Source organism: Paenibacillus aurantiacus, from assembly GCF_042431225.1.
GTDB lineage: Bacteria > Bacillota > Bacilli > Paenibacillales > Paenibacillaceae > Paenibacillus_Z > Paenibacillus_Z aurantiacus.
Genome location: NZ_JBHMDO010000048.1, coordinates 112361 through 133947, shown reverse-complemented (window position 1 = coordinate 133947; position 21587 = coordinate 112361). Strand labels below are relative to the sequence as shown.

General features: G+C 56.2%; 19 protein-coding genes. 12 read left to right on the top strand and 7 right to left on the bottom strand.

From position 1 onward, the window contains the following. Window positions 1-29: 29 nt before the first annotated feature. The gene (gyrA, locus tag ACFFSY_RS31660; RefSeq protein ID WP_377501819.1) at window positions 30-2471 is read left to right on the top strand and encodes a DNA gyrase subunit A; all 2442 of its coding nucleotides are present in this window, start codon (window positions 30-32) and stop codon (window positions 2469-2471) included. Between the two features lie 13 nt (window positions 2472-2484). Here the strand turns inward: gyrA and ACFFSY_RS31655 are convergent, their stop codons facing one another. After that, window positions 2485-2652, bottom strand: a complete 168-nt coding sequence (locus tag ACFFSY_RS31655; RefSeq protein WP_377501817.1) for a hypothetical protein — start codon at window positions 2650-2652, stop codon at window positions 2485-2487. 214 nt (window positions 2653-2866) lie between these two features. Here ACFFSY_RS31655 and ACFFSY_RS31650 point away from each other — a divergent pair, with 214 nt between their 5' ends. Together ACFFSY_RS31650 and ACFFSY_RS31645 are read left to right on the top strand one after the other, a co-directional pair. Further along, window positions 2867-3271, top strand: coding sequence for a MarR family winged helix-turn-helix transcriptional regulator (locus ACFFSY_RS31650; RefSeq protein ID WP_377502140.1), 405 nt, complete (start codon window positions 2867-2869; stop codon window positions 3269-3271). Window positions 3272-3496: 225 nt separating this feature from the next. Then, complete coding sequence (locus ACFFSY_RS31645) at window positions 3497-4258, top strand: DUF3891 family protein (protein WP_377501815.1); 762 nt, start codon at window positions 3497-3499, stop codon at window positions 4256-4258. A 100-nt stretch (window positions 4259-4358) separates the two neighbouring features. Here ACFFSY_RS31645 and ACFFSY_RS31640 read toward each other — a convergent pair whose 3' ends face one another. Genes ACFFSY_RS31640 through ACFFSY_RS31625 form a run of 4 tightly spaced genes read right to left on the bottom strand, consistent with a single transcriptional unit; the run spans window position 4359 to window position 8105 of the window. Then, window positions 4359-5771 (bottom strand): CapA family protein, encoded by a 1413-nt coding sequence (locus ACFFSY_RS31640; RefSeq protein ID WP_377501814.1) that lies wholly within the window; start codon window positions 5769-5771, stop codon window positions 4359-4361. Continuing rightward, window positions 5765-6526, bottom strand: coding sequence for an RluA family pseudouridine synthase (locus ACFFSY_RS31635; protein WP_377501812.1), 762 nt, complete (start codon window positions 6524-6526; stop codon window positions 5765-5767). The genes ACFFSY_RS31640 and ACFFSY_RS31635 overlap by 7 nt, the downstream gene beginning before the upstream one ends. Then, a complete protein-coding gene (locus ACFFSY_RS31630) occupies window positions 6527-7393 on the bottom strand; it encodes a class I SAM-dependent methyltransferase (RefSeq protein ID WP_377501810.1) in 867 nt (288 codons plus the stop codon). Then, window positions 7380-8105, bottom strand: a complete 726-nt coding sequence (locus ACFFSY_RS31625; RefSeq protein WP_377501808.1) for a response regulator — start codon at window positions 8103-8105, stop codon at window positions 7380-7382. Before ACFFSY_RS31625 ends, ACFFSY_RS31630 begins: the two co-directional genes overlap by 14 nt. Window positions 8106-8219: 114 nt before the next feature. Between ACFFSY_RS31625 and ACFFSY_RS31620 the strand changes: the two genes are divergently transcribed. After that, window positions 8220-10331 (top strand): sensor histidine kinase, encoded by a 2112-nt coding sequence (locus ACFFSY_RS31620; protein ID WP_377501806.1) that lies wholly within the window; start codon window positions 8220-8222, stop codon window positions 10329-10331. A gap of 3 nt (window positions 10332-10334) precedes the next feature. On the opposite strand, the gene ACFFSY_RS31615 is transcribed toward ACFFSY_RS31620, so the two are convergent. Beyond that, entirely contained in the window at window positions 10335-10661 is a 327-nt protein-coding gene (locus ACFFSY_RS31615) for a helix-turn-helix domain-containing protein (protein WP_377501804.1), read from the bottom strand. 148 nt (window positions 10662-10809) lie between these two features. Here ACFFSY_RS31615 and ACFFSY_RS31610 point away from each other — a divergent pair, with 148 nt between their 5' ends. From ACFFSY_RS31610 to ACFFSY_RS31575, 8 genes are all read left to right on the top strand, one after another. After that, the gene (locus ACFFSY_RS31610; protein WP_377501802.1) at window positions 10810-11001 is read left to right on the top strand and encodes a hypothetical protein; all 192 of its coding nucleotides are present in this window, start codon (window positions 10810-10812) and stop codon (window positions 10999-11001) included. Between the two features lie 225 nt (window positions 11002-11226). After that, window positions 11227-12717 carry an L-arabinose isomerase gene (gene araA, locus ACFFSY_RS31605; RefSeq protein ID WP_377501800.1) on the top strand — a complete coding sequence of 497 codons (1491 nt, stop codon included), beginning with the start codon at window positions 11227-11229 and terminating at the stop codon, window positions 12715-12717. Window positions 12718-13165: 448 nt separating this feature from the next. Further along, window positions 13166-14926: a cache domain-containing sensor histidine kinase gene (locus ACFFSY_RS31600; protein ID WP_377501798.1), complete on the top strand. Its 1761-nt coding sequence runs from the start codon at window positions 13166-13168 to the stop codon at window positions 14924-14926. After that, window positions 14919-16484: a response regulator transcription factor gene (locus ACFFSY_RS31595; protein ID WP_377501796.1), complete on the top strand. Its 1566-nt coding sequence runs from the start codon at window positions 14919-14921 to the stop codon at window positions 16482-16484. The genes ACFFSY_RS31600 and ACFFSY_RS31595 overlap by 8 nt, the downstream gene beginning before the upstream one ends. Before the next feature lie 142 nt (window positions 16485-16626). After that, window positions 16627-17946: an ABC transporter substrate-binding protein gene (locus tag ACFFSY_RS31590; RefSeq protein ID WP_377501794.1), complete on the top strand. Its 1320-nt coding sequence runs from the start codon at window positions 16627-16629 to the stop codon at window positions 17944-17946. Between the two features lie 120 nt (window positions 17947-18066). Continuing rightward, a complete protein-coding gene (locus tag ACFFSY_RS31585; RefSeq protein ID WP_377501792.1) occupies window positions 18067-18960 on the top strand; it encodes a carbohydrate ABC transporter permease in 894 nt (297 codons plus the stop codon). 4 nt (window positions 18961-18964) lie between these two features. After that, window positions 18965-19801 carry a carbohydrate ABC transporter permease gene (locus ACFFSY_RS31580; RefSeq protein ID WP_377501790.1) on the top strand — a complete coding sequence of 279 codons (837 nt, stop codon included), beginning with the start codon at window positions 18965-18967 and terminating at the stop codon, window positions 19799-19801. A gap of 186 nt (window positions 19802-19987) precedes the next feature. Next, complete coding sequence (locus ACFFSY_RS31575) at window positions 19988-21022, top strand: glycoside hydrolase family 88/105 protein (RefSeq protein ID WP_377501788.1); 1035 nt, start codon at window positions 19988-19990, stop codon at window positions 21020-21022. 190 nt (window positions 21023-21212) lie between these two features. Here ACFFSY_RS31575 and ACFFSY_RS31570 read toward each other — a convergent pair whose 3' ends face one another. Next, a complete protein-coding gene (locus ACFFSY_RS31570; protein ID WP_377501786.1) occupies window positions 21213-21554 on the bottom strand; it encodes a hypothetical protein in 342 nt (113 codons plus the stop codon). Window positions 21555-21587: the final 33 nt, after the last annotated feature.

Sequence of the window (21587 nt, the reverse complement as noted above, 5' to 3'; positions counted from 1 at the left end):
GCAAATAAGGGGTAGGAGTTTGAATCGGCATGAGCAACCTGGAACAATTTTTGCCAGCGTTTCTGGAGGAGGTCGTGGGCGACCGCTTCGGGCGCTATTCCAAATACATCATTCAAGATCGCGCGATTCCCGATGTGCGCGACGGCTTAAAGCCGGTACAGCGCCGCATTCTGTATGCGATGTACGATGCGGGGAACACGCCGGATAAACCATACCGCAAGTCTGCCAAGACCGTCGGCGACGTTATGGGCAATTATCATCCGCATGGGGATTCCTCGATCTACGAGGGCATGGTGCGGATGGCGCAACCATGGAAAATGGCGCACGTGCTCGTAGACGGGCACGGCAACTGGGGCTCCCAAGACGACGATCCGGCAGCGGCGATGCGTTATACCGAAGCCAGATTGTCGCCAATCGCGATGGAGCTCCTGCGGGATATCGAGAAGCGGACGGTTCTGTTCAAAGACAATTTCGATAATACGACGAAAGAACCAGTCGTGCTGCCTTCGCGTTATCCGAACTTGCTGGTCAACGGCGTGAGCGGCATCTCGTCCGGCTTCGCGACCGAAATTCCGACGCACAACTTGCGCGAGGTCATCGACGCCTGCATTCTGCTCATGCAGCAGCCGAACACGACGCTGGAGCAGCTGATGGCGATCGTCAAGGGACCGGATTTCCCGACCGGCGGGCTCATCATGGGCGAAGAAGGGATTCGCGACGCTTATACGACGGGCAAAGGCCGTATTCACATCCGGTCGAAAACCGCGATCGAAGACATGAAGGGCGGACGCCAACAGATCGTCGTGACCGAAATCCCGTATCAAGTCGTCAAGTCGCGGCTCGTCACGGCGATGGAGAACATCCGCTTGGAGAAGAAGGTCGAAGGCATTGCCGAGGTGCGCGACGAGAGCGGGCGTAACGGCCTGCGTATCGTCGTCGAGCTGAAGAAGGAAGCGGACGCGCAGGGCATTCTGGCCTATCTCTTCAAGAAGACGGACCTGCAGGTAACGTACAACTTCAACATGGTCGCGATCGTCAACAAAGCGCCGAGACAGCTCGGACTGCTGGAGATTCTCAGCGCCTATATCGCGCACCAGAAGGAAGTCGTCACATTCCGCACGACATTCGAGCTTGAGAAGGCCGAGGACCGCGCCCACGTGCTCGAAGGGCTCGTCAAGGCGCTGAACATCCTGGACGACGTCATCGCGACGATCAAAGCATCGAAGAACCGCCAGGATGCGCAGAACAACTTGGTTGCCAAATTCGGGTTCACCGAACGGCAAGCCGACGCGATCTTGACGCTGCAATTGTATCGGCTCACGAATCTCGAGATTACAACGCTCGAGAAGGAGCATAAAGATATCATGAAGCGGATCGCTTACCTGCGCGGCATTCTCGATAGCGAGAAGAAGCTAATCGGCGTCATTAAGGACGAGCTGACCGAGATTCGGGACAAATTCGGCATTGACCGCAGATCGGACATCCAAGGCGAAGTCGAGGAGTTGAAGGTCAATCTGGAGGTCATCGTGCCGGCCGAGGACGTCTTCGTGACGCTTAGCCACGAAGGTTACATTAAGCGGACTTCCAAGCTGTCGTTCACGCGCTCGGGCGGCGAACTTAATAACGCAGGCGTGAAGGAAGGGGACGTGATCCGCACCCTCGTCGACGTCAATACGATCGACCAGCTGCTGCTGTTCACGCGCAAAGGGCAATATTACCAGCTACCGGTCCATCAGATTCCGGAGTTTAAATGGAAAGATACCGGCACGGCCGTCGTCAACGTCGTTCCGATGCCGAAGGATGACGCGATCATCAGCGTCATTCCAGTCAAGGACTTCGAAGAAGCGGGCCGCTCGCTCGTGTTCGTCTCCAAGCGGGGGCAAGTGAAGCGGACGGAACTGAAGGAGTACAAATCCTCGCGTTCGACCGCTATCGCGGCGGTGAAGGTAAGCGAAGGGGATGAAATCATCCGTGTGCTTCCAAGCGACGGCGAGAAGGAACTGCTGCTCGTCAGCAAGCTGGGCATGAGCATCCGGTTCCCGGAAGGCGAAGTCAATCCGATGGGACGCGTCGCCGGCGGCGTGCGCGGCCTGCAGCTGAAGGACGAAGACGAGGTGGTCGCAGCAGAGCTTGTGACCGGCGATGAGGGCGAAGTGCTCGTATTAACCGATCTGGGCTATGCGAAACGCACCTTGCTGATGGACTATATGATTCAAGGCCGGGGCGGCAAAGGCGTCTCGACGTTCGAATTCAAGGAAGGCAAGCGGGTCAAGCCGAACGGCGATCGTATCGTCGGCGCCTTCCATTGCAAAGAGGAGCAGGAGCTCGTCATGCTGACGGCAACCGGCGCCCATCTGTCGGCTTCGACCGAGAAAGCACCGATCGAAGATCGTAGAGGGACGGGCAAAGCGATCGTTCCGGTCGATAAAAAAGACGCCATTCACACCGTGTTCCCACGATGCGGCGTCTGAGAATGAAGTAGGGTTAATCGAAAGGCATATGGGACTCGTCACTGCGCTCCATTAGCCTAAGCATAAGGTCCAGCACAACCCACAATGGCGCCGGTTCGTCTAGCCGGTCCAGCCATTGTGGGTCTTTTGCGATTGCGGTATCCTTGAGCCTGCGCACCAGTTCGATTTTACGGTCGTCCATTGTCGTCACGCTCCCCTTCCGGTCATTCGAGTCTCGGGCGAATTCGAGTATGCCTCGCAGTCCTCATCATTAACCTATGTCTAACCGTGTCAAATGGTTCTGTATTATAGCGACTCGGGGTACAAAATATTAACCTCGTTAATCTTACATTCGACAATTGATTTTCGTATAATGATGATAGAGAAGAAATTCGGATCGAAAGCGGGTGGACCCTATCGTTTCTTCAGAATTTGCGAGACTGTGGATGAAGATTTCGAAAGACTGGAAATCGCATCTGGAAGATGGTTTATCTCCTGCGCTGACGGAGGGGCAGCTGAACGTGCTGGAACTTCTGCTGCAGCATCAACCGATGAAGCCTTCCGATTTGCTAGCATACTTGACCACGACGCCGGCGGCGATCACGACGCTGCTCGACCGGATGGAGCGGGGCGGACTCGTCGCGCGCAGCCGGGACGACGGCGATCGCCGGATCGTGTGGGTGACGGTCACGGAGAAGGGCGAAGCCGAGGCGCGCAGAGGACTTGCCCTTCGCGATGCGTACATTACCGAGGCGCTGGACAAAATCTCCTCGCATAATCAGCAGCTGCTCGTTTATTTACTCGGTAAAGTGGCGAATTGAAGCGAACGTACAAGGGGTGAAATCGAAAGAAACATGGGTCGTGCTGCGGCCGTGTTTCTTTTTTTCACATATAGGCAAGAGAGGATTCGCTCTATACATCATCCTCTATGTCTACGGAATGAAACACGCATCGCCTCAAAAGTCGGCGCAGCCGTTACACCTTTTCATTCGGAATAGGTGTATATATAATCGTAAGACTAGATGTGGAAGAAAGGCGGCGAAAGCATGATCGTGTACGAGAAAGAGGAGACATTCATCTTGATTGCGCAGCAGGACCACGCGCGAATATCGGGCGATCTGATGGCCGCTTGGCAGGAAGAGCTGCTCGGGGAGCGGGTCTCCGACGTCATTCAGGCGGCGTATGAACATGACCGGAGCTGGACACTGCTCGATATGGATCCGATCTGGAACGATGCGGCAGGGCGGCCGTACTCGTTCCGCGACTATCCGCCCAATATCCGGTTTCTACACTACCGGCTCGGAATTGACGAGCTGGAGCTTGTCAATCCATACGCGGCGCTGTTGTCGAGCCTGCTGTACACCATGCTGGCGGAGAAAGCGGATACGCCGGAATCGCGCGCATTCGCCTCGCGGGAGAGGGGAAGGCAGACGAGCGTGCAAGCCGAATTGGGCTTGAATTTGGAAGCGCTTCATTATCACTTGGGCGCGTTGGTGTTGTGTGACGAGCTGTCGCTGTTCCTTTGCATGGAACCGCCGGGGACGCCCACTCGGCAATACGAGTGGTTTGCAGGCGGATTCGCACATCCGCAGCCGTGCGGCACCGGAGGGAAGCGGATCAAGGCGCAATGGCAGGGCAATCATGTGGTGGAATTAAGCGAAGGGCCGTTCGCAAGACCTGCCGATACGGTGATCACATACAAGGAAGTCGTTAAGAGCGAGGCGAAGAAGCAAGGCATCCTGGCAGCTTACAAGCTGGCCGAGTTGAAGCGGCATCGCGTTCGTCTTCAACTAGGGGTCTCGCCATAGACAAACAGCGAACGCCCTTTCCGCAATGGAAGGGGCGTTCGCTATTCATATCCTATAAAAATCGAGACCCAAGGCTGCTGACCGATCAGCCAGATCCTCTCTAAGGCGCTGCAGGCACCGTTACAGGCGCTGCGGACATCGAAGCGAGTCTTTGGTCGATGGTTTGCTTCCCGCGCGTCAGAGCGGCGTATTCGGCGCTGGAGAGCTCGGGAATGGTGCGCTTAGCGATCGTCTCATCGAGAGGGACGATCCGATAATGGTTCAATTTGCCCACCTTGTACCGATACACCCACGTCGGGATCGGCTCGACATCCCGAATCGTCGTCTGGCCGGTCACGTTGTCCTTGCGGATTCCGACCTTCATTAGCAGTCCGTAATCTTTCGTTCCGCCGCGCTGGTTGGAGATGAAGTTGCCCATGGAATAGATGATAAGTCCATTGCGGATCGTGCCGTCCACCTCCGTCACCTCGACCGTTTCGTAAGGCTGGACGACATGCGGGTGCGCGCCGGCAATGATATCCGCACCGGCTGCGACAAGCTTGCGCGCCAGCTTCTTCTGCGCTTCCGATGGGACCGTCTGGTATTCGGTGCCGAAATGCAAAGCGACCGTAATAAAGTCGGCTCCCGCTTCCTTCAGTTTCGCGATGTCGCCTAGCATCTTCTGCTCGTCGACGATGTCAACGGCGTAAGGCATCGCGGCAGGTAGCGCGATGCCGTTCGTCCCGTACGTATACGCGAGCAGCCCCATCCGAATTCCCTTCTTCTCCACGATCGTCAGCTTCTCCGCTTCAAACCGCGAACGGTTCGTCCCTTTCGTAACAAGCTGCTGCGCTTCTAAGGCGGCGAGCGTGCGGCTGATGCCTTCCGCCCCGCGGTCGAGCGAGTGGTTGTTGGCATTCGTCACGATCGAGAAGCCGGCTTCGCGCAGCGCTTCCGCCAGCTCTGTCGGCGCATTGAAACGCGGGAAGCCGGAATACCCGAGCGATTGGCCGGCGATCGGCGTCTCCAGGTTGGCGAGCGACCAATCTCCTTCGCGGATGAGAGGACGAACCGCATCGAAGTAAGGAGAGAAGTCGTACTGCTTGGTTTTGTCATTATAGTAAGCCGGGAGCTGCGGCATATGCATCATCACATCGCCGACCGCAACCCAGGTCGCGTCGGTCGGTGGAGCAGCCGGCTCGTCAGGAGGCGGTGCGCCGGGACTTTCATTTCCGCTTCCCCCGAGATTGTCCGAAGGCGCTGCATCCCCGCTCCCCGTGGTGGGCAGTTTGCCGCTCTCCGTCTGGCCTAGATCTTCGCCGGAGCCGCCGGCGCTATGATCAGTCGCTGGACCTTCATTCGAGAAAGGGGGGGCGGCTTGTTCTTGGTTGCCCGCAGTCGCCGAGCTGCCGGACTGACTCTGATTAGACGCTTCCTTGCCGTCGATAGGCGAGTGTTGTTCGAACGAACAGCCGGAAAGCATCAGCGTCAGCACCAGGAAGAAGCATGCGGCTGCTCGAGTCAGCGTTACCATGCTGTACCTTGGTCCGTCGCGAGCATCGATTCCGCGCGCCGCCATGCGTCGTCGGCGAACTGGCTCCATGGCTCGGACCGAGGCGGCAGAGCACGGAAGGTCATCCATTCTTTGGATACCGGATGATGGACGCCGACCGAAGCGGACCAGAGCGCAAGGTCGCGTTCGCCTTTAGCCGGCGGCGCGCCGTATTTGCGGTCGTACACGAGGGGGCAACCGATGTGGGCCATCTGCGCCCGGATTTGATGCGGCCTGCCGGTATGCAGCCGAACGACGACAAGTGAGAGTCCACCTCGCGATGCAGCTACTTGATAATCGAGAACGGCCTCCTTGGCATCCGCCGTCGGCCGCTCATGGACCGTCACGATATTGCGCGCCGCATCCTTGCTTAAATAATGACGGAGCGTGGCGCTTGCCCTGGCTGGCGTTCCGTGTACGAGTGCCACGTACATCTTCTCGAAATTCCGCGAGCGAACCGACTCCGACAACCTGGACGCGGCTTTCGACGTCTTGGCGAACACCATGACGCCGCCCACAGGTCTGTCTAAACGATGGACAAGCCCGACAAATACATTGCCGGGCTTGTTGTAGCGGACCTTCAAATCATCCTTGAGCAGCGATACCATGTCCGGTTCGCCTGTATCGTCGGCTTGCGATAGAATGCCCGGCGATTTGAGTACGACCAGCAAATGATTATCTTCGTGAAGAACGGGAAGGAGAGGCGTTGCCGCCTCCCGATTCATGTCCGCGTTCATTTAGTTCGCCTCCCAGCGACCGAGGATCCCGCACGGCAGATGCAGTCCGCTTGCCGTGATCGGCAATCCGATCTCGCCGCAGTTGATCGTCCCCCCGAATTTGCGGCCGACCGTCAGATGAAGCAGATTATGCAGCACCGAGTGAGACAAGCCCGTCGTGTACGAGTTCACGAGCACGAACAGCGGATTCGGCGACAAAATCGTCGTGCAGAACTCCAGGAACGGGAACAGATTCTCTTCGAGCTTCCACATTTCGCCGTTCGGCCCGCGTCCGTACGACGGCGGATCCATGATGATCGCGTCGTACTGGCGTCCGCGGCGCTGTTCGCGCTGCACGAATTTGAACACGTCGTCCGTGATGTAACGGATTGGGTGATTCTCAAGACCCGATAACTGCGCGTTCTCTTTCGCCCACTGCACCATGCCTTTGGCCGCGTCGACATGGCATACTTCCGCGCCGGCGGCGGCTGCCGCAATCGTAGCGCCGCCGGTATAAGCGAACAGGTTGAGGACGCGGATCGGACGGCCCGCGCTGCGGATTTTGTCCATCATCCAGCTCCAATTGACCGCCTGTTCGGGGAATAGGCCGGTATGTTTGAAGCTGGTAGGCCGAATATGAAACTTAAGCTCCTTGTATCCGATGGTCCAACGCTCCGGCATCTTCGTGCGGAACTCCCATTGACCACCGCCGGCAGAACTGCGGTGGTAATGGCCATCGGCATTGCGCCAACGCGCGGATTCATGGACGATCGGCCAAATGACCTGCGGGTCCGGACGGCGGAGGACGAAGTTGCCCCAGCGTTCCAGCTTATCTCCTTCCCCAGTGTCAAGCAGCTCGTAGTCGGTCCATTGATCAGCGATATACATGCGAAATTCCTTCCTTGTGTTGAAATTTATATCCGACGCCACGCACGGTTACGATGTAGGTCGGATTGGCCGGGTCCGGCTCGATCTTCTTGCGCAGATTACTGACATGCACCATCAAGGTGCGCGTGTCGCCCATGCTATCTGCACCCCAGACGAGATTATACAGTTCGTCGAGCGGGAATGCCTTATTCGGCGATTGCGCCAGGCAGAGCAAGAGGTCGTATTCTTTGGCGGACAGATTCACTTCCGACTCTTGCACGCGCACTGTACGGCCCATCATATCGATCACGAGTCCGTCCATGGCCAGCACTTCGCCCTGTTTGCGCTCCGGGCGCCAGTCCGGATTGGATTGGCGGCGCAAATGCGCTTTCACCCGCGCCACAAGCTGGCTCGGGCTGAATGGCTTCGTGATATAATCGTCGCCGCCGACTTCCAGACCGTGTATAATGTCGGTATCGTCGCTCATACAGCTCAGGAACAAAATCGGCACGCCGGATTCATTCCGAATACGCCTGCATACCTCGATGCCGTCCAAGCTTTTGAGCTGGATGTCGAGAATGATCAAATCCGGCTTGACCGTATGGGCCAGCCGCAGCGCGTCTTCTCCGTTATCCGCCGAGTCTACGTCAAATCCGTCTTTCTCCAAATAGAGGGTTATCAGCTCGGTAATGTCCGGCTCGTCATCGACAACCAATATTCTGTTTCCGTTCATTCCAGTTTCCTCCCCAGGGCCATTGCGTCCGGCGCAAGCTTGGTTAGCGCCAATAGTCCTGCTTCATCGTTTATTATAGCGAATGGAAGGAGCACCTAGCAACGAACGATTTTTATGGAGGGAAGACCTATTCGCCGCTATCGTCTTATTTTGTTCATTCTCGTAATCGCCCAAACGCTGGTATCCGGATGTGCCGCCAAGCCTTCCGCAGCGACGCCCGTCGCCAAGAACGGCGTGATCGACTTAAGCGGGTGGTCGTTCGTTGATCAGGGCAACATCAATCTGTCGGGCGAATGGGCATTGTTCAGCCATCGGCTGTTAGGACCGGTCGAGGCAGCCTATCAGCCAGAATCGTCTGTCGCATACGCGACTGTGCCGCAATCGTGGAACAGCTATCCCGAATCGTTCGGGCTGCAAAGCGGCGAAGGGTACGCGACTTACCGGCTCAAGGTGCTGCTCGCGCCAAGCGATAAGCTGCTGGCCATTCGAGTTCCGAATATTTTCAGTGCGTACAAGCTGTGGGTCGACGGCAGATTGCTCGCCCGCGAAGGGGAGGTCGGGCGCAACCGGGCCGATTCGGAAGCGCGCCAGCAGCCGCGCATCATAACGCTTGATGGAGACCGCAGCGAATTGCAGCTGACCGTACAAGTGTCCAACTTTCATCATCGGAAAGGCGGCATATGGGTGGACCTGAAGCTGGGGACGAACGATGCGATCACCAAAAACCAAATGCGGACGACCATCCAGGAGATGACGATTCTGGGCAGTCTGGTCATTATCGGGTTGTTTCATCTCGGCTTGTACGCCTTTCGCCGCCAAGAGAAATTTACGCTGTATTTCGGCTTGCTCTGCTTGTTCGTCGCGGCGCGTACGAGCGTGACGGGCGACATGTATCTCATTCAAATGTTTCCGGGGATCAATTGGGAGACTGCAATGAAGATCGAGTACATATCGTTCGGATTTAGCGCGGTAACGGGCATCCTCTATATCGGGGGCTTGTTCCCGAAGGATATGCACCGGCGGGTCGGGTCTGTCGTCATCGGCATCGGGGTGACGATATGCGCGTTCGTGCTTGTCACGCCGGCAATCATCTATTCCAAAAGTGTTGGAGCCATACAGCTGTTCGTCGTCTTGGGCAGCCTGTACATACTTCTCGTTCTCTGGCGCGCACTGTTCCGGAAGCGGGAGGGCGCGGGTTTCATTCTCGCCGGGGTAGCAGTATTCGTAGGGACGATTCTGAACGACATTTTGTTCTATAATGAAATGCTGGCGAATACCCAGCTAGTGCCGATCGGTCTCTTCTTCTTTATGCTGATGCAATCGTTCATTATTTCGAGCCGGTTCTCGAATGCGCTGCGTGGGGTGGAGCAAGCCTCGGCCGAGCTGCGCGAGCTGAACATGTATTTGGAGGAGCGGATCGCGGAACGCACAGAGGAACTTAGAAGCGCGAACGAATCGCTGGCCTGCTCCAACCGGGAGCTCGCAAGGTCGGAAGCGTCTCGCCGACAGTTAATGACGAATATCTCCCATGACCTGCGGACGCCGATCACGCTGCTTCAAGGATATCTCGAGGCGATGCGGGACGGCGTCGTGAACACGGAAGAGCAGCAGAACCGTTACGTGCGCATGATGCTCGGCAAAGTCAAAGGATTAAGCCGGCTCATTCAGGATTTGTTCGAACTGACGCGGCTCGAATCAGGACAGCTGAAGCTGCATTATACGGAAGTGACGATGGATGAGTGGATGGGATCGTTAAGAGAGCAGTACGAGATGGATGTACGTACAAGAAAGATCGGGTTTGAATGCCGGTATGAAGAGAGCGCAGAGACGGACGGGGAGAACGGTTCCGTGCATCCGGACCGCATTACGCTTCGATTAGACCAGCAGCGCATGGAGCGGGTAATGGCCAACCTGATTTATAATGCGGTCAAGTATACGGCGCCGGGCGGAAAGATAACGCTTTCCTTTTCTTATAGCCCATTAGCCAAAGAGGCGATCGTGAAGGTTACCGATACGGGAGAAGGCATCGAAGCGACGCATTTGCCCTTTATCTTCGACCGGTTCTATAAGAAGGATGCCGCGCGTAATTCAGCGGAAGGCGGCAGCGGTCTCGGTCTTGCGATTGCCAAGGAAATCGTCGAAGCGCACAGCGGCACGATGGGCGCCGACAGCAAGCCGGGGGTTGGAACGACGATATGGCTTTCGCTTCCGGTGACGGATTGGTAGCGGTTACTCCGCTTGGCGGATGACGGCCATCATGCGGTCAATCGACTGCTTGCGTTTGTCTTGATCCATACTGTTGAGGATCCGGATGATTTCAAGCGCTTCCGGCATCATCTGGGTGTCGGGTTTGGTCGGTTGTTCGCCGCCGATAATGTAATCGAGCGAAACATTGAACAAAGCGGCCAGCTTCTTCAATGTTTCGTAGACCGGCTGACGATTGTTGATCTCATAGTGACTGTAAGCCGAACGGGTAATGCCGATTTGCTTCGCTACTTCTTCCTGCGAAATGTTCTTTCGCAGCCGCAGCTCTCGTAAACGATCTCCCATCGTCATGTTATTTGCTCCTTACGCTCTGTACTGACCTGCTAGACCTAGTGATTTCTGCGGGCGTAATACTCTACTACTAGTAATTTATGATACAGAGTGTATCAATGTCAAGTGCGTTAGCCGAAATTATGTAAAGAAAGGATGGATATACGCCATGATTCTGGTATTTACGTGCGAGTGCGGCAATCGCGTTGATTTTCATGCGTTTGGGGATCGGGATGAACATGGAAGACAATGGTTGGAATCCGAAGATGACGACCGGTTGACGCTGCGCCGCGGCGAAGACGGCGTCGTTTTTGCGTGTACGTTTTGTAAAGAGACGTATCGGCTGCAAGCGGGTAACTAACTAGTCCGAAAGACCCGCTATTGGTTGGCGGATAACGGTTGAAGTTTTCTCTTGATAAAGTATGGATGAAGTCGTACAATGAACTCATCTGGTTGTACGTACAAGTTAATTGAGCGAGGCAGCTTTTGTCTGTTGAAGCGAATACCAATTGCTGCGATTAGCTTGTGTACAGCAAATGAATGATTTGATTGTTCGTACAAGTTGGACTTATAGGAGGAGATATTCATGTTAACCGTAAAACCTTATCAGTTTTGGTTCGTGACGGGCAGCCAGCATCTGTACGGTCCTGAGACGCTGCTTGAAGTGGCGGAGCATTCGAAAGTCATCGCGCAGGGGCTGGACCGCGACGAGTCGATCCCGTTCGAAGTCGCATTCAAGCAAGTCGTGACGACGCCGGATGAAATTACAAGCGTGCTCGCGGCCGCGAACGCCGACGAAAACTGTGCGGGGATCATCACATGGATGCATACGTTCTCGCCTGCGAAAATGTGGATCGCCGGACTTGCGCAGCTTCGCAAGCCGCTGCTTCATCTCCATACTCAATTCAATCGCGATATTCCATGGGACAGCATCGACATGGATTTCATGAATACGAACCAATCTGCTCACGGCGACCGTGAATACGGCTTCATCGGCGCACGCATGAACGTTGCGCGCAAAGTCGTCGTCGGTTATTGGGAAGATGCGGAAGCAAGAAGCCGTATCGCGGGCTGGATGCGCACCGCTGTGGCGGCCGTCGAGAGCCGTTCGCTAAAAGTGGCGCGCTTCGGCGACAACATGCGTCAAGTGGCCGTTACCGAAGGCGACAAGGTGGAAGCGCAAATCAAATTCGGCTGGTCGATCAACGGCTACGGAATCGGCGATCTGGTTGCGCGGATGGCGACGTTCTCCGAGGCGGAAGTTGACGCGCTGGCGGCCGAATACGAGAAGTCGTACGATATCGCGCCGGAGATTCGCAATGATGCCGATCGATGGGAATCGATCCGCGAGCAAGCCCGCATCGAGCTGGGCATGAAATCGTTCCTCGAAGAGGGCGGCTTCACGGCGTTCACGACGACCTTCGAAGACCTGCACGGCATGAAGCAGCTTCCAGGTCTCGCGGTGCAGCGCCTCATGGAGCAGGGCTACGGCTTCGGCGGCGAAGGCGACTGGAAGACGGCCGCATTGACGCGTTTGATGAAAGTGATGGCCGGCAACAAACTGACATCGTTCATGGAAGATTACACGTACCACTTCGAGCCGGGCAACGAAATGATTCTCGGCGCCCATATGCTGGAGGTTTGTCCGACGATTGCGGCGAACCGTCCGCGCCTGGAAGTTCACCCGCTCGGAATCGGCGGCAAAGCCGATCCGGCACGGATGATCTTCGACGGTCGCAGCGGCCAAGCGGTGAATGCGTCGCTGATCGATTTGGGGCACCGTTTCCGCTTGATCGTCAACGTCGTCGATGCCGTACAGCCGGACCGCGACATGCCGAAGCTTCCGGTCGCGCGCGTGCTGTGGAAGCCGCAGCCTTCGCTTAACGTATCGGCGGAAGCATGGATTCATGCAGGCGGCGCGCACCATACGGTGCTCTCGTACGCGATTACGGCCGAGCAGCTCATCGACTGGGCGGAGCTGGCTGGCGTCGAAGTCGTCATTATTGATAACGCTACGCAAGTGAACGCGTTCCGCAACGAACTTCGTCTGAACGACATGTATTGGCGGATGAAATAGTTGGAAATTCTCGCCGCTTCGCGACCAGTTTGAACTTCATGTGAAGCAATTTCAGCCTCGCACTGGCGATTATTAGCACGTCCCGGGTCTTCTCCGGGACGTCTTTTTTATTGTGGGGAAACGATGATGGATGGCCTAAGTTGACTGGCCTACGCACATTGATGTCTCGGGACGCACTTCAAAACCAACTGAAGCTTTGTCCTCCAGGACAAAAGCGTGCTCCGCTCAAGACCAACCGCCGACCACGAACAACCGTATCAGCACGAAAAGGGTGCCCAGAGGTAAAGGTTTTCCGGAGGAAAACTGCTCCGGAAGCATACGCTTAGCCCTTTGGTTCCCCTCAGCGGAGGGGGAAGGGAGAGGGACTCCTCTTGTACGTACATTTCATGTATAATGGACCCACTATGTTTCGCTGGCGCGGGACTAAAAGCAGAGAGGCGGCGGCTCATTGGTTCAGTTGAAAGCGCTTTATATGAATCTTCGCATTAAGTACAAGCTATTCGTGCTCATTACGGCTGTTATGCTGCTCGTCTGCTTGCTGATTCTGATCGTGCAGCAATATGCTTTCGATAAATACGACGAGGAGTTGTATCGACAATCGGCCCAATCGCTAGGGTTGACGGCGGCGGGGATCGAGAGCGAGCTGCAGAAGATGGAGCGGCTCTCTTACCGGCTCGCGACCGACGGCACGCTGCAATCGTATTTGCGCAAAATCAAGCAGGCCGGGACGGATTACGATCGTTTCGTGATCGCCGACTATATTCAAACACGGATGCTGGAGATTGGCGGGATGGAGAAATACGTGCTCTCGATCCAAATGTCCGATTATTACGGCAAAGAGTACGCCGCGGGAACGAAGCTGGTGACCTCCTCGCCCGAGCGCATCCGTATGCTGAAGAAGGAAACGTCGCCCAACCAAGGAGGCAACACGTGGATACTGCCGGATGAAGAAGATCGCACGCTTAGTTCGGCCCGGCTCATCCGCTCCTACCAGGAGCTGGAGCTTGCGCCGCTTGGCGTCATGACCGTTCGCATCGATATGGAAGGGCTGTTTCATGATTATTTGAACAAGGCGGGCGGTCTGGAGAAGATGGAGCTTTATATTATGAAGGACGGCCATTCGATCTTCCCGGCGCTTGAGACGGGCGAAGAGCGGAAGCTTAGCCGGTACGTTACCGGCAGACAGGGTTACACGACGGCAAGCAAGGACGGCAACCGATATTTCGTCGCCTACGTGCCGTCCTCGAATACGAATTGGACCTATATGACGCTCATTCCGTACGACACCATCTTCGAGCGAATTGCCGCGGTGAAGCGCGCGGTGCTGCTGCTGCTCGGGGGGCTGTTCGTCATGGCCGTTATTCTGTCGTTCCGATTCTCCAAAGGCATTACCGGCCCGATCGAACGGCTGAATCTGAAGATGAAACGGGTGCAGCTCGGCCATTTCGACGCCTGGGAGGACGAAGACGACAAGCAGATCCCGATGGACGAAGCCGGTCAGCTGCACCGCAATTTCCGGATGATGGTCCAGCGCATCGATGATTTGATCCAGGAGAATTACGTGAAGCAGCTCGCGATCAAGGAGAGCGAGTTCAAGGCGCTTCAAGCGCAAATCAACCCGCACTTCCTGTACAACACGCTGGAGACGATCAACTGGACGGCCAAAATGAACGGCCAGCGGCCCATCTCGCAAATGGTGGAGTCGCTGGGCTTCCTGCTGCGCAGTTCGATCAATATCAAGGAGCCGCTCATCCGGTTGAAGGACGAGCTGGATATCGTGTCCCATTATGTCACGATTCAACAGATCCGTTTCGAGGAGCGGTTGGATTTTCAATTGGACGTTCCCGCCGAATTCCTGATGACGATGATTCCGAAGCTCTCGCTGCAGCCGCTTGTCGAGAACGCGGTGAATTACGGCGTGGAACACATGCTGGAGCCTTGCCGCATCCGCATCCGCGCTTGGCATGAAGCTGGTCAGCTGAAGATTGCTGTCGAAGATTCCGGGCCGGGGATGGATGCGGGATTGCTGGCCAAATTGAAGGCAGGCGACATCCGGCCAAAAGGAACGGGCGTCGGCATGCGAAATATTGACGACCGGATCAAGCTGTTATTCGGCGAAACGTATGGATTACAAGTAGAGAGCGAACGCGGCGCCGGGACGAAAGTTACGATGGCGCTGCCTTATGAGCGGAGGGATGAACATGTATAACGTGCTGCTGGTGGACGATGAACGCATCATTTTGGAAGGAATCTCCTCGATTGTGGACTGGGAGGGCGCAGGCACAAAGCTGGCCGGCACGGCGCGCAACGGCGTGGAGGCGTTGGCGGCGATTGAGCGCGACCGGCCGGACATCGTCATTACCGACATTCGGATGCCGGGCATGGATGGCCTGCAGCTGGTGGAGAAAGTGACGGAGAACGAGGAAGATTCGCCAGCTTTCATCATCCTCTCCGGCTTCGGAGATTTCGAGTATGCGCGCAAGGCGATGCGCTTCGGCGTGAAGCATTATTTGGTCAAGCCGTGCAACGAAGAGACGATCGCGCAGTCGCTGAAGGACATCGTCCGCGAGCTGGACAAGCGTCGCAACCGCGAACAGTTCATGTCGGGCATGGAGACGGAGCTGAACAAGGTCATCCCGCATGCCAAGGCGCAGTTTCTGAAGGAGCTGGTGACGAACAAGACGTACGGCAGGCGGGACTGGGACGAATACGCGCGGTTGTTCGGCCTGACGCTGGGGAACGAGCCCGTTCGCCTGCTGCTGATGCAGGTTGAGGGGGATGTGGAGTATGAGCACTTGTTCGCGCTGCTGAACATCGCGCAGGATCTGCTGACCGAAGATGCGCCGCTGCTCGGGGCGACGATCGGCAAGCAGGTGCTGCTGCTCGTGCCCAGCCTCGGTGACATGGAGCGTCTGCAGGCGAATATCGCCGAGATCGCGCGCACGTTCAAAGGCTTCTATAAGAGAGAGGTCACCTCGGCGCTTAGCGACCCAGGCGACATTACGGGCGCAAGGCGCATGTACCGGGACACGCTGGCTTGTCTTGCGCACCGGTTCTACGTAGGGGAAGGGACGCTGATCATGAAGCAGGATCTGGCCGTTAACGCAGAGCAGCCGGCGCAGGAGACGTTTCTGTATGACGAGGAACGGCTTTGTCTGCTGGTGAAATCCGGACGCTGGAGCGAGACGGAGGACGAGCTAGTCGCGCTCTTCGACTCGCTCGCGCAGCAGCGGATGGATACGACGATGACCAAATCGTACCTGATCCCGGTCTACGTCGCGGTCGCGCGGCAAGGCGATCCGAATCGGATGAAGGATTGGCTGACGTCGCTCGGCAAGCTCGAAGGCATGGATACGCTGCACGCGGTGCGCGAGTTCATGTATGCCGCGGCCAAGGAGGCGTGCAGCTTTAATTTCGAACGCTACCAGCACAAGCATTCCGACATGATCCGGCGCATGCTGGAGGTCATCGATACGAATCTGGCGAATACGCAGCTGTCTCTCCATTGGGTGGCCAGCGAAGTGCTCTATATGAACGCGGATTACCTCGGGAAGCTGTTCAAGAAGGAGATTGGCGACAAATTCTCCTCCTATGTCATGAAGAGAAGAATGGAGCAAGCGATCGCGCAAATCGAAGAGGCGGAGGACGTACGGGTATTCGAGCTGGCGGAGCGGCTCGGCTTCGGCGATAACCCGCAATATTTCTCCCAAGTGTTCAAAAAATACACGGGGGTGTCCCCTTCGGAATACAAACGCTCGCCTCTGTAGACGAATGTCAAAAACCGATGTCGAAACCTCTGTTTTTTAAACAATGGGAGCGGTTTTTTGCATTCCGCAAGCGCTTACGCCCGGCTACAATTGTAAATGTAAGGGTTAACATTTAAGCGCATGCATGAAAGGGGATCGTTAGATGAAGAAGCTATCGACGCTCTTGGTGGCGGCTACGCTCGTAGTTTCATTGGCAGCTTGCGGCAACGGCAACAATGCGGGGTCGAACAACGGTGCGGATAATCAGGCGAATGCCGGAGGCGCCGCGGACTCGTCCAAGCAGGTCACGCTTCGGATGGCGTGGTGGGGATCGCAGCCACGGCACGACTATACGCTGAAGGTCATTGAAATGTATCAGAAGGAACATCCGAACGTGAAGATCGAACCGGAATACGCCAACTTCGACGACTACTGGAAGAAGCTCGCGCCGCAAGCGGCCGCGAACGAACTGCCGGACATTGTGCAAATGGACATCTCTTACCTCGCGCAATACGGCCAGAAAGGCCAACTCGAGGATTTGACGCCTTACCTGGGCAACGGCATTGATACGACGAACATTTCGGAGAACGCAATCTCCGGCGGCAAGCTTGGCGACAAATTGTACGGCTTCAACATCGGCGTCAACACGATGAACTTCCAATACGATCCCGCGCTGTTACAGAAACTGGGCGTCGATAAACCGGGCGAAGACTGGACGTGGGACGATTACTTCGCGCTGGCGAGTAAGGCCAAGGATGCCGGACTCTATTTCGACAATGGTTTCCGTCCGGAAGTGTTCTTCGGCTACTACCTCCGCTCAAAGGGACAGCATCTGTACAACGCGGAAGGCACGGCGCTCGGCTATGAAGACGACCAGCTGTTCATCGATTTCTTCGGGCCGATCTCGAAGCTCGTCAAGGACGGCCATACGCCACCGCCTGATGTCAAAGCGCAGATCAAAGGGCTTGAGGACGACATGATGGTCAAGAACAAGCAGGTCGGCATTTGGCAGTGGACGAATCAATTCGTCGCGGTTCAGCAGGTGGCGAACCGACCGCTCGAGATGGCGCACATGCCGGGACCGGGCCGCAAGGAAGGCCTCTACCTGAAGCCATCCATGTACTTCTCGGTATCCAAGAACTCGGAGAACAAGGAAGAAGCGGCCAAGTTCATCGACTTCTGGGTGAACAACGTGGAAGCGAACAAGCTGATTAAAGGCGACCGGGGCGTGCCGGTCAACGCCACGGTAGCCGACGCGATCAAGCCGACGCTCGACCCGGCGCAGGTGCAAGTATTCGACTACGTCACATGGGCGCAGGAGAACAGCAGTCCGATGGACCCGCCAGACCCGATTGGCACGGCGGAGATCATCAAGCTCTTCTCCAGCCTGGGCGAGCAAATGGACTTCCAGAAGCTGTCGGTGGAAGACGCGGCGAAGCAGTTCCGTAAAGAAGCCAACGCAATTCTGGCGAAGAACAAATAGCACAATTAGCAAACCGTATATATGGGGTTAGGGCGGCCGGTCATCGGGGCGAGCCGCTCTCTTTCCCATACCTTAAAATCGGGTTAGAGAAGGTCAGAATCAGGGATTGGGAGTGGTAGCATGCGCGTCGCCTGGAAGAACCAGCTGACCGGTTATGCCTTTATTAGTCCGTTCGTTATCGGTTTTCTCGTGTTTATTCTCATTCCGTCCTGCGCGTCGCTCTATCTTTCGTTCACGAGCTACGATTTGTTCACGTCACCCCGTTGGATCGGGCTGGACAACTATAAGGAAATGTTCTTTGAAGACAGCAAATACTGGCAGTCGCTGAAGGTTACGCTGATCTACGTTTTCATGGGCGTTCCGCTGCGGCTTGCTTTCGCTCTGGCGATCGCATTACTCCTGAATACGGCATCCAAGGCGGTCGGCTTATATCGCACCATCTATTATCTGCCATCGATTATCGGCGGCAGCGTCGCGGTCTCCATCATGTGGCGGAATATCTACGGTGACGAGGGCATCATTAACGGTCTGCTCAATTTCCTCGGCCTGGACAGCGTACGCTGGTTCGCCGAACCATTCGCGGCGCTGTGGATGCTCATCTCGCTTTCCGTTTGGCAGTTCGGCTCGTCGATGCTCATTTTTCTTGCCGGACTCAAGAATATCCCGAACGAACTCTATGAAGCGGCTGGCGTCGATGGCGCAGGCCCGGTGCGGCGGTTCTTCAGCATTACGCTGCCGATGCTGACGCCGATTGTACTCTTCAATACGATCCTGCAGACGATCGGCGCGTTCCTGACGTTCACGCCGGCATACATCATCTCCAAAGGCGAGGGCGGTCCGCTCGATGGCACGCTGCTCTATTCGCTCTATCTGTTCCGTCAAGGCTTCGTGTACTTCGATATGGGCTATGCATCCGCGATGGCATGGGTGATGCTGATCATCGTCGCGATCTTCACGGCGATTCTGTTCGCCACCTCGAAATTCTGGGTTCATTACGAATCGAAGGAGGGCTAACGCCATGCGCTACAAACCGCTCAAGTGGACCCTCTATCATGTCGTTGTCGCTGGCGGCGCTCTGCTGATGGTCTATCCGGTTATCTGGCTGCTTATGAGCTCGTTCAAACCGAGCGAGCAAATTTTCCAGACAGCGGGCTCGCTCATACCAACTGATTGGATCTGGACGAACTACTCGCAAGGCTGGGAAGGCATCGGGGGGCACGGCTTCGGCACTTTCATCAAAAACTCGCTCGTGCTCGTCGTGCTGGCGACGATCGGCGCAGTGCTTTCTTCGGCGCTAGTGGCGTTCGGCTTCGCACGGCTGAAATTCTTCGGCAGCTCGTTCTGGTTCGCCATCATGATGGTCACGCTGATGCTTCCGCACGACGTTACGCTGGTACCGCAGTATATTATGTTCGCCAAGATGGACTGGCTCAACTCGATCAAGCCGATTGTCGTGCCCGCTTACTTCGGGGCGCCGTTCTTCATCTTCCTGATGATCCAGTTCATCCGCACGATTCCGGCCGAGCTGGATGAAGCGGCGACGATCGACGGCTGCGGCAAATTCCGGCTGTTCTACCGCATCATTATCCCGCTCATCGCGCCGGCGCTCGCGACAGCTTCCATCTTCTCGTTCTACTGGCGCTGGGAGGATCTAATCGGACCGGTATTGTACCTCAACAAGCCGAGTATGTATCCGGTGTCAATGGCGCTCAAAATGTACCTCGATGCCGACACGCTCTCCAACTGGGGCGCGATGTTCGCGATGTCGATCGTCAGTCTCCTTCCGGTCGTCGCCGTCTTCTTCGCTTTCCAGAAGCATATCGTGGAAGGTATTAGCACGAGCGGTCTGAAGTAGAGCGCCATGAATGATGTTTAGCAAGTCGACAAAGTCGCTCTAATTGCGCTGCGCCATCCCGTAATACGGCATGGCTCGGCCGTTATCCGTGCGGACGGACGGGCTGCCTAGGTGGCGGCCGCCGACCCTGGGAACAGGTGCGCCGCGAACCGCAATTCGCCGTAATGAAAAGGAGATATCGCCAATATGCCACCGTTAATGTTTGACGAGAAACAAATTCAGGACGTCATCGACCGCGTCGTCGAACGCACATTCCGTATGGACTTCAGCTGGGATTGGCCTGGCGGCGTCGCATTTTATGGTGTCGCGGAAGCCTACGAAGCGACGGGCAACCAACGTTATATCGAGCTGCTTCAAGCGTGGGTCGACGAGAAACTGGAGGATGGACTGCCGAAGCTGTCGGTCAACGGCGTATCCGTCGGCCACGCGCTGATCGCGTTATATAAGGCGACGGAAGACAACAAATATCTCGACGTCGCGATCCAAATGGCCGATTATCTCCGGCATGAGGCGGTCCGCTTCGGTGACGGGATTTTCCAGCATACAGTCAATTCGCAGACGTACAACTTCCCCGAGCAGGCATGGGTCGATACGATGATGATGGCAGGCTACTTTCTTGTCCGCATGGGCGAGCTGCTCGGCCGAGAAGATTACTTCGAGGACGGGCTGAAGCAATATCACGGGCATGAGCAGGTTCTACAGGACCCGACGACGAACTTGTATTACCATGGCTGGGACAACCTTGCTAAGAATCATATGTCCGGCATTTTCTGGGCGCGCGGTAACGCGTGGGCGGCACTGACCATGGCGAAGGCGCTCCCGCTCATTCCGGTGACGCACCCCTCGTTCATGATTATTGAAGGCTCGCTCCGTGATCAGCTGGCCTCGCTCGTCCGGCTACAGAACGTCGACGGGCTCTGGCATACGGTACTCACTGATCCGACCTCGTACAGTGAGACGAGCGGTTCTGCCGGGATTGCCGCCGCGCTGACGCATGCCGGGGCACTCTACAATAAGTATGTGAATCTCGCGATTGCAGGCATACTTGGACAAATCGACGAGGACGGCTCGGTCCGTTCTGTCTCGGCGGGCACGGCGGTCATGCGCGATATCGACGGCTACCGTGAAGTGCCGATCAAGCGGGTACAGGGCTGGGGTCAAGGGCTCGCGCTCGTGTTCTTAGCGGATCTCGTGCGGACGAAGCAGCGGATTTTCTTCTAAATGATAATGAAGGAAGACAGATAGGCCAGCCGGGTGCCCGGTTGGCCTTTTGTGCATCGGTGACGGCATCTTGTATACGGCAAGACAAAAACCAGCGTCCCAATGCGCGAGGCATCTTGACGCTGGTCTGGAAAACTTGGGAATGAAACGCAAGCCGCCGCCAAAGACGGCGCCAGTCGTTTCGCCTTGCTTATTGTTGGTACTGGACATGCTGCTGCGCTTGGAAAGCGGGTTGCTGATTGAACGAGTAAGGCGCTTGTTCGATCTGAACGCGCTGCTCCAGTTGTTTGGTCAGCAGTTGGACTTGGTTCAATTGCTGAATCGCGACTTCATGGCCATGCAGGGCGTTCTGGATGATTTGCGCCGCTTGCTGTTCGCGTCTTGCCAGCTGCTCCAGCTGCTGCGAGTTTTGCAGCTCTTGATGAAGCAATTGTTGGTACACGGCAGAAGCTTGCTGTGTTTGGTTGATCAGCTGGTGAATCGTTTGCTCCAGAAACTGGATTTGTTGCGTAAGGTTCGATTGGTTGTACATGGTCGTATTTCCTCCCAGATGGAATTGTTCTAC

Bases quoted from the DNA above. Each gene is read 5' to 3' on its own strand.
- gyrA (WP_377501819.1), top strand. From the start codon at position 30: ATGAGCAACCTGGAACAATTTTTGCCAGCGTTTCTGGAGGAGGTCGTG.
- ACFFSY_RS31655 (WP_377501817.1), bottom strand. From the start codon at position 2,652: ATGGACGACCGTAAAATCGAACTGGTGCGCAGGCTCAAGGATACCGCA.
- ACFFSY_RS31645 (WP_377501815.1), top strand. From the start codon at position 3,497: ATGATCGTGTACGAGAAAGAGGAGACATTCATCTTGATTGCGCAGCAG.
- ACFFSY_RS31640 (WP_377501814.1), bottom strand. From the start codon at position 5,771: ATGGTAACGCTGACTCGAGCAGCCGCATGCTTCTTCCTGGTGCTGACG.
- ACFFSY_RS31635 (WP_377501812.1), bottom strand. From the start codon at position 6,526: ATGAACGCGGACATGAATCGGGAGGCGGCAACGCCTCTCCTTCCCGTT.
- ACFFSY_RS31630 (WP_377501810.1), bottom strand. From the start codon at position 7,393: ATGTATATCGCTGATCAATGGACCGACTACGAGCTGCTTGACACTGGG.
- ACFFSY_RS31625 (WP_377501808.1), bottom strand. From the start codon at position 8,105: ATGAACGGAAACAGAATATTGGTTGTCGATGACGAGCCGGACATTACC.
- ACFFSY_RS31620 (WP_377501806.1), top strand. From the start codon at position 8,220: ATGGAGGGAAGACCTATTCGCCGCTATCGTCTTATTTTGTTCATTCTC.
- ACFFSY_RS31615 (WP_377501804.1), bottom strand. From the start codon at position 10,661: ATGACGATGGGAGATCGTTTACGAGAGCTGCGGCTGCGAAAGAACATT.
- ACFFSY_RS31610 (WP_377501802.1), top strand. From the start codon at position 10,810: ATGATTCTGGTATTTACGTGCGAGTGCGGCAATCGCGTTGATTTTCAT.
- araA (WP_377501800.1), top strand. From the start codon at position 11,227: ATGTTAACCGTAAAACCTTATCAGTTTTGGTTCGTGACGGGCAGCCAG.
- ACFFSY_RS31595 (WP_377501796.1), top strand. From the start codon at position 14,919: ATGTATAACGTGCTGCTGGTGGACGATGAACGCATCATTTTGGAAGGA.
- ACFFSY_RS31590 (WP_377501794.1), top strand. From the start codon at position 16,627: ATGAAGAAGCTATCGACGCTCTTGGTGGCGGCTACGCTCGTAGTTTCA.
- ACFFSY_RS31585 (WP_377501792.1), top strand. From the start codon at position 18,067: ATGCGCGTCGCCTGGAAGAACCAGCTGACCGGTTATGCCTTTATTAGT.
- ACFFSY_RS31580 (WP_377501790.1), top strand. From the start codon at position 18,965: ATGCGCTACAAACCGCTCAAGTGGACCCTCTATCATGTCGTTGTCGCT.
- ACFFSY_RS31575 (WP_377501788.1), top strand. From the start codon at position 19,988: ATGCCACCGTTAATGTTTGACGAGAAACAAATTCAGGACGTCATCGAC.
- ACFFSY_RS31570 (WP_377501786.1), bottom strand. From the start codon at position 21,554: ATGTACAACCAATCGAACCTTACGCAACAAATCCAGTTTCTGGAGCAA.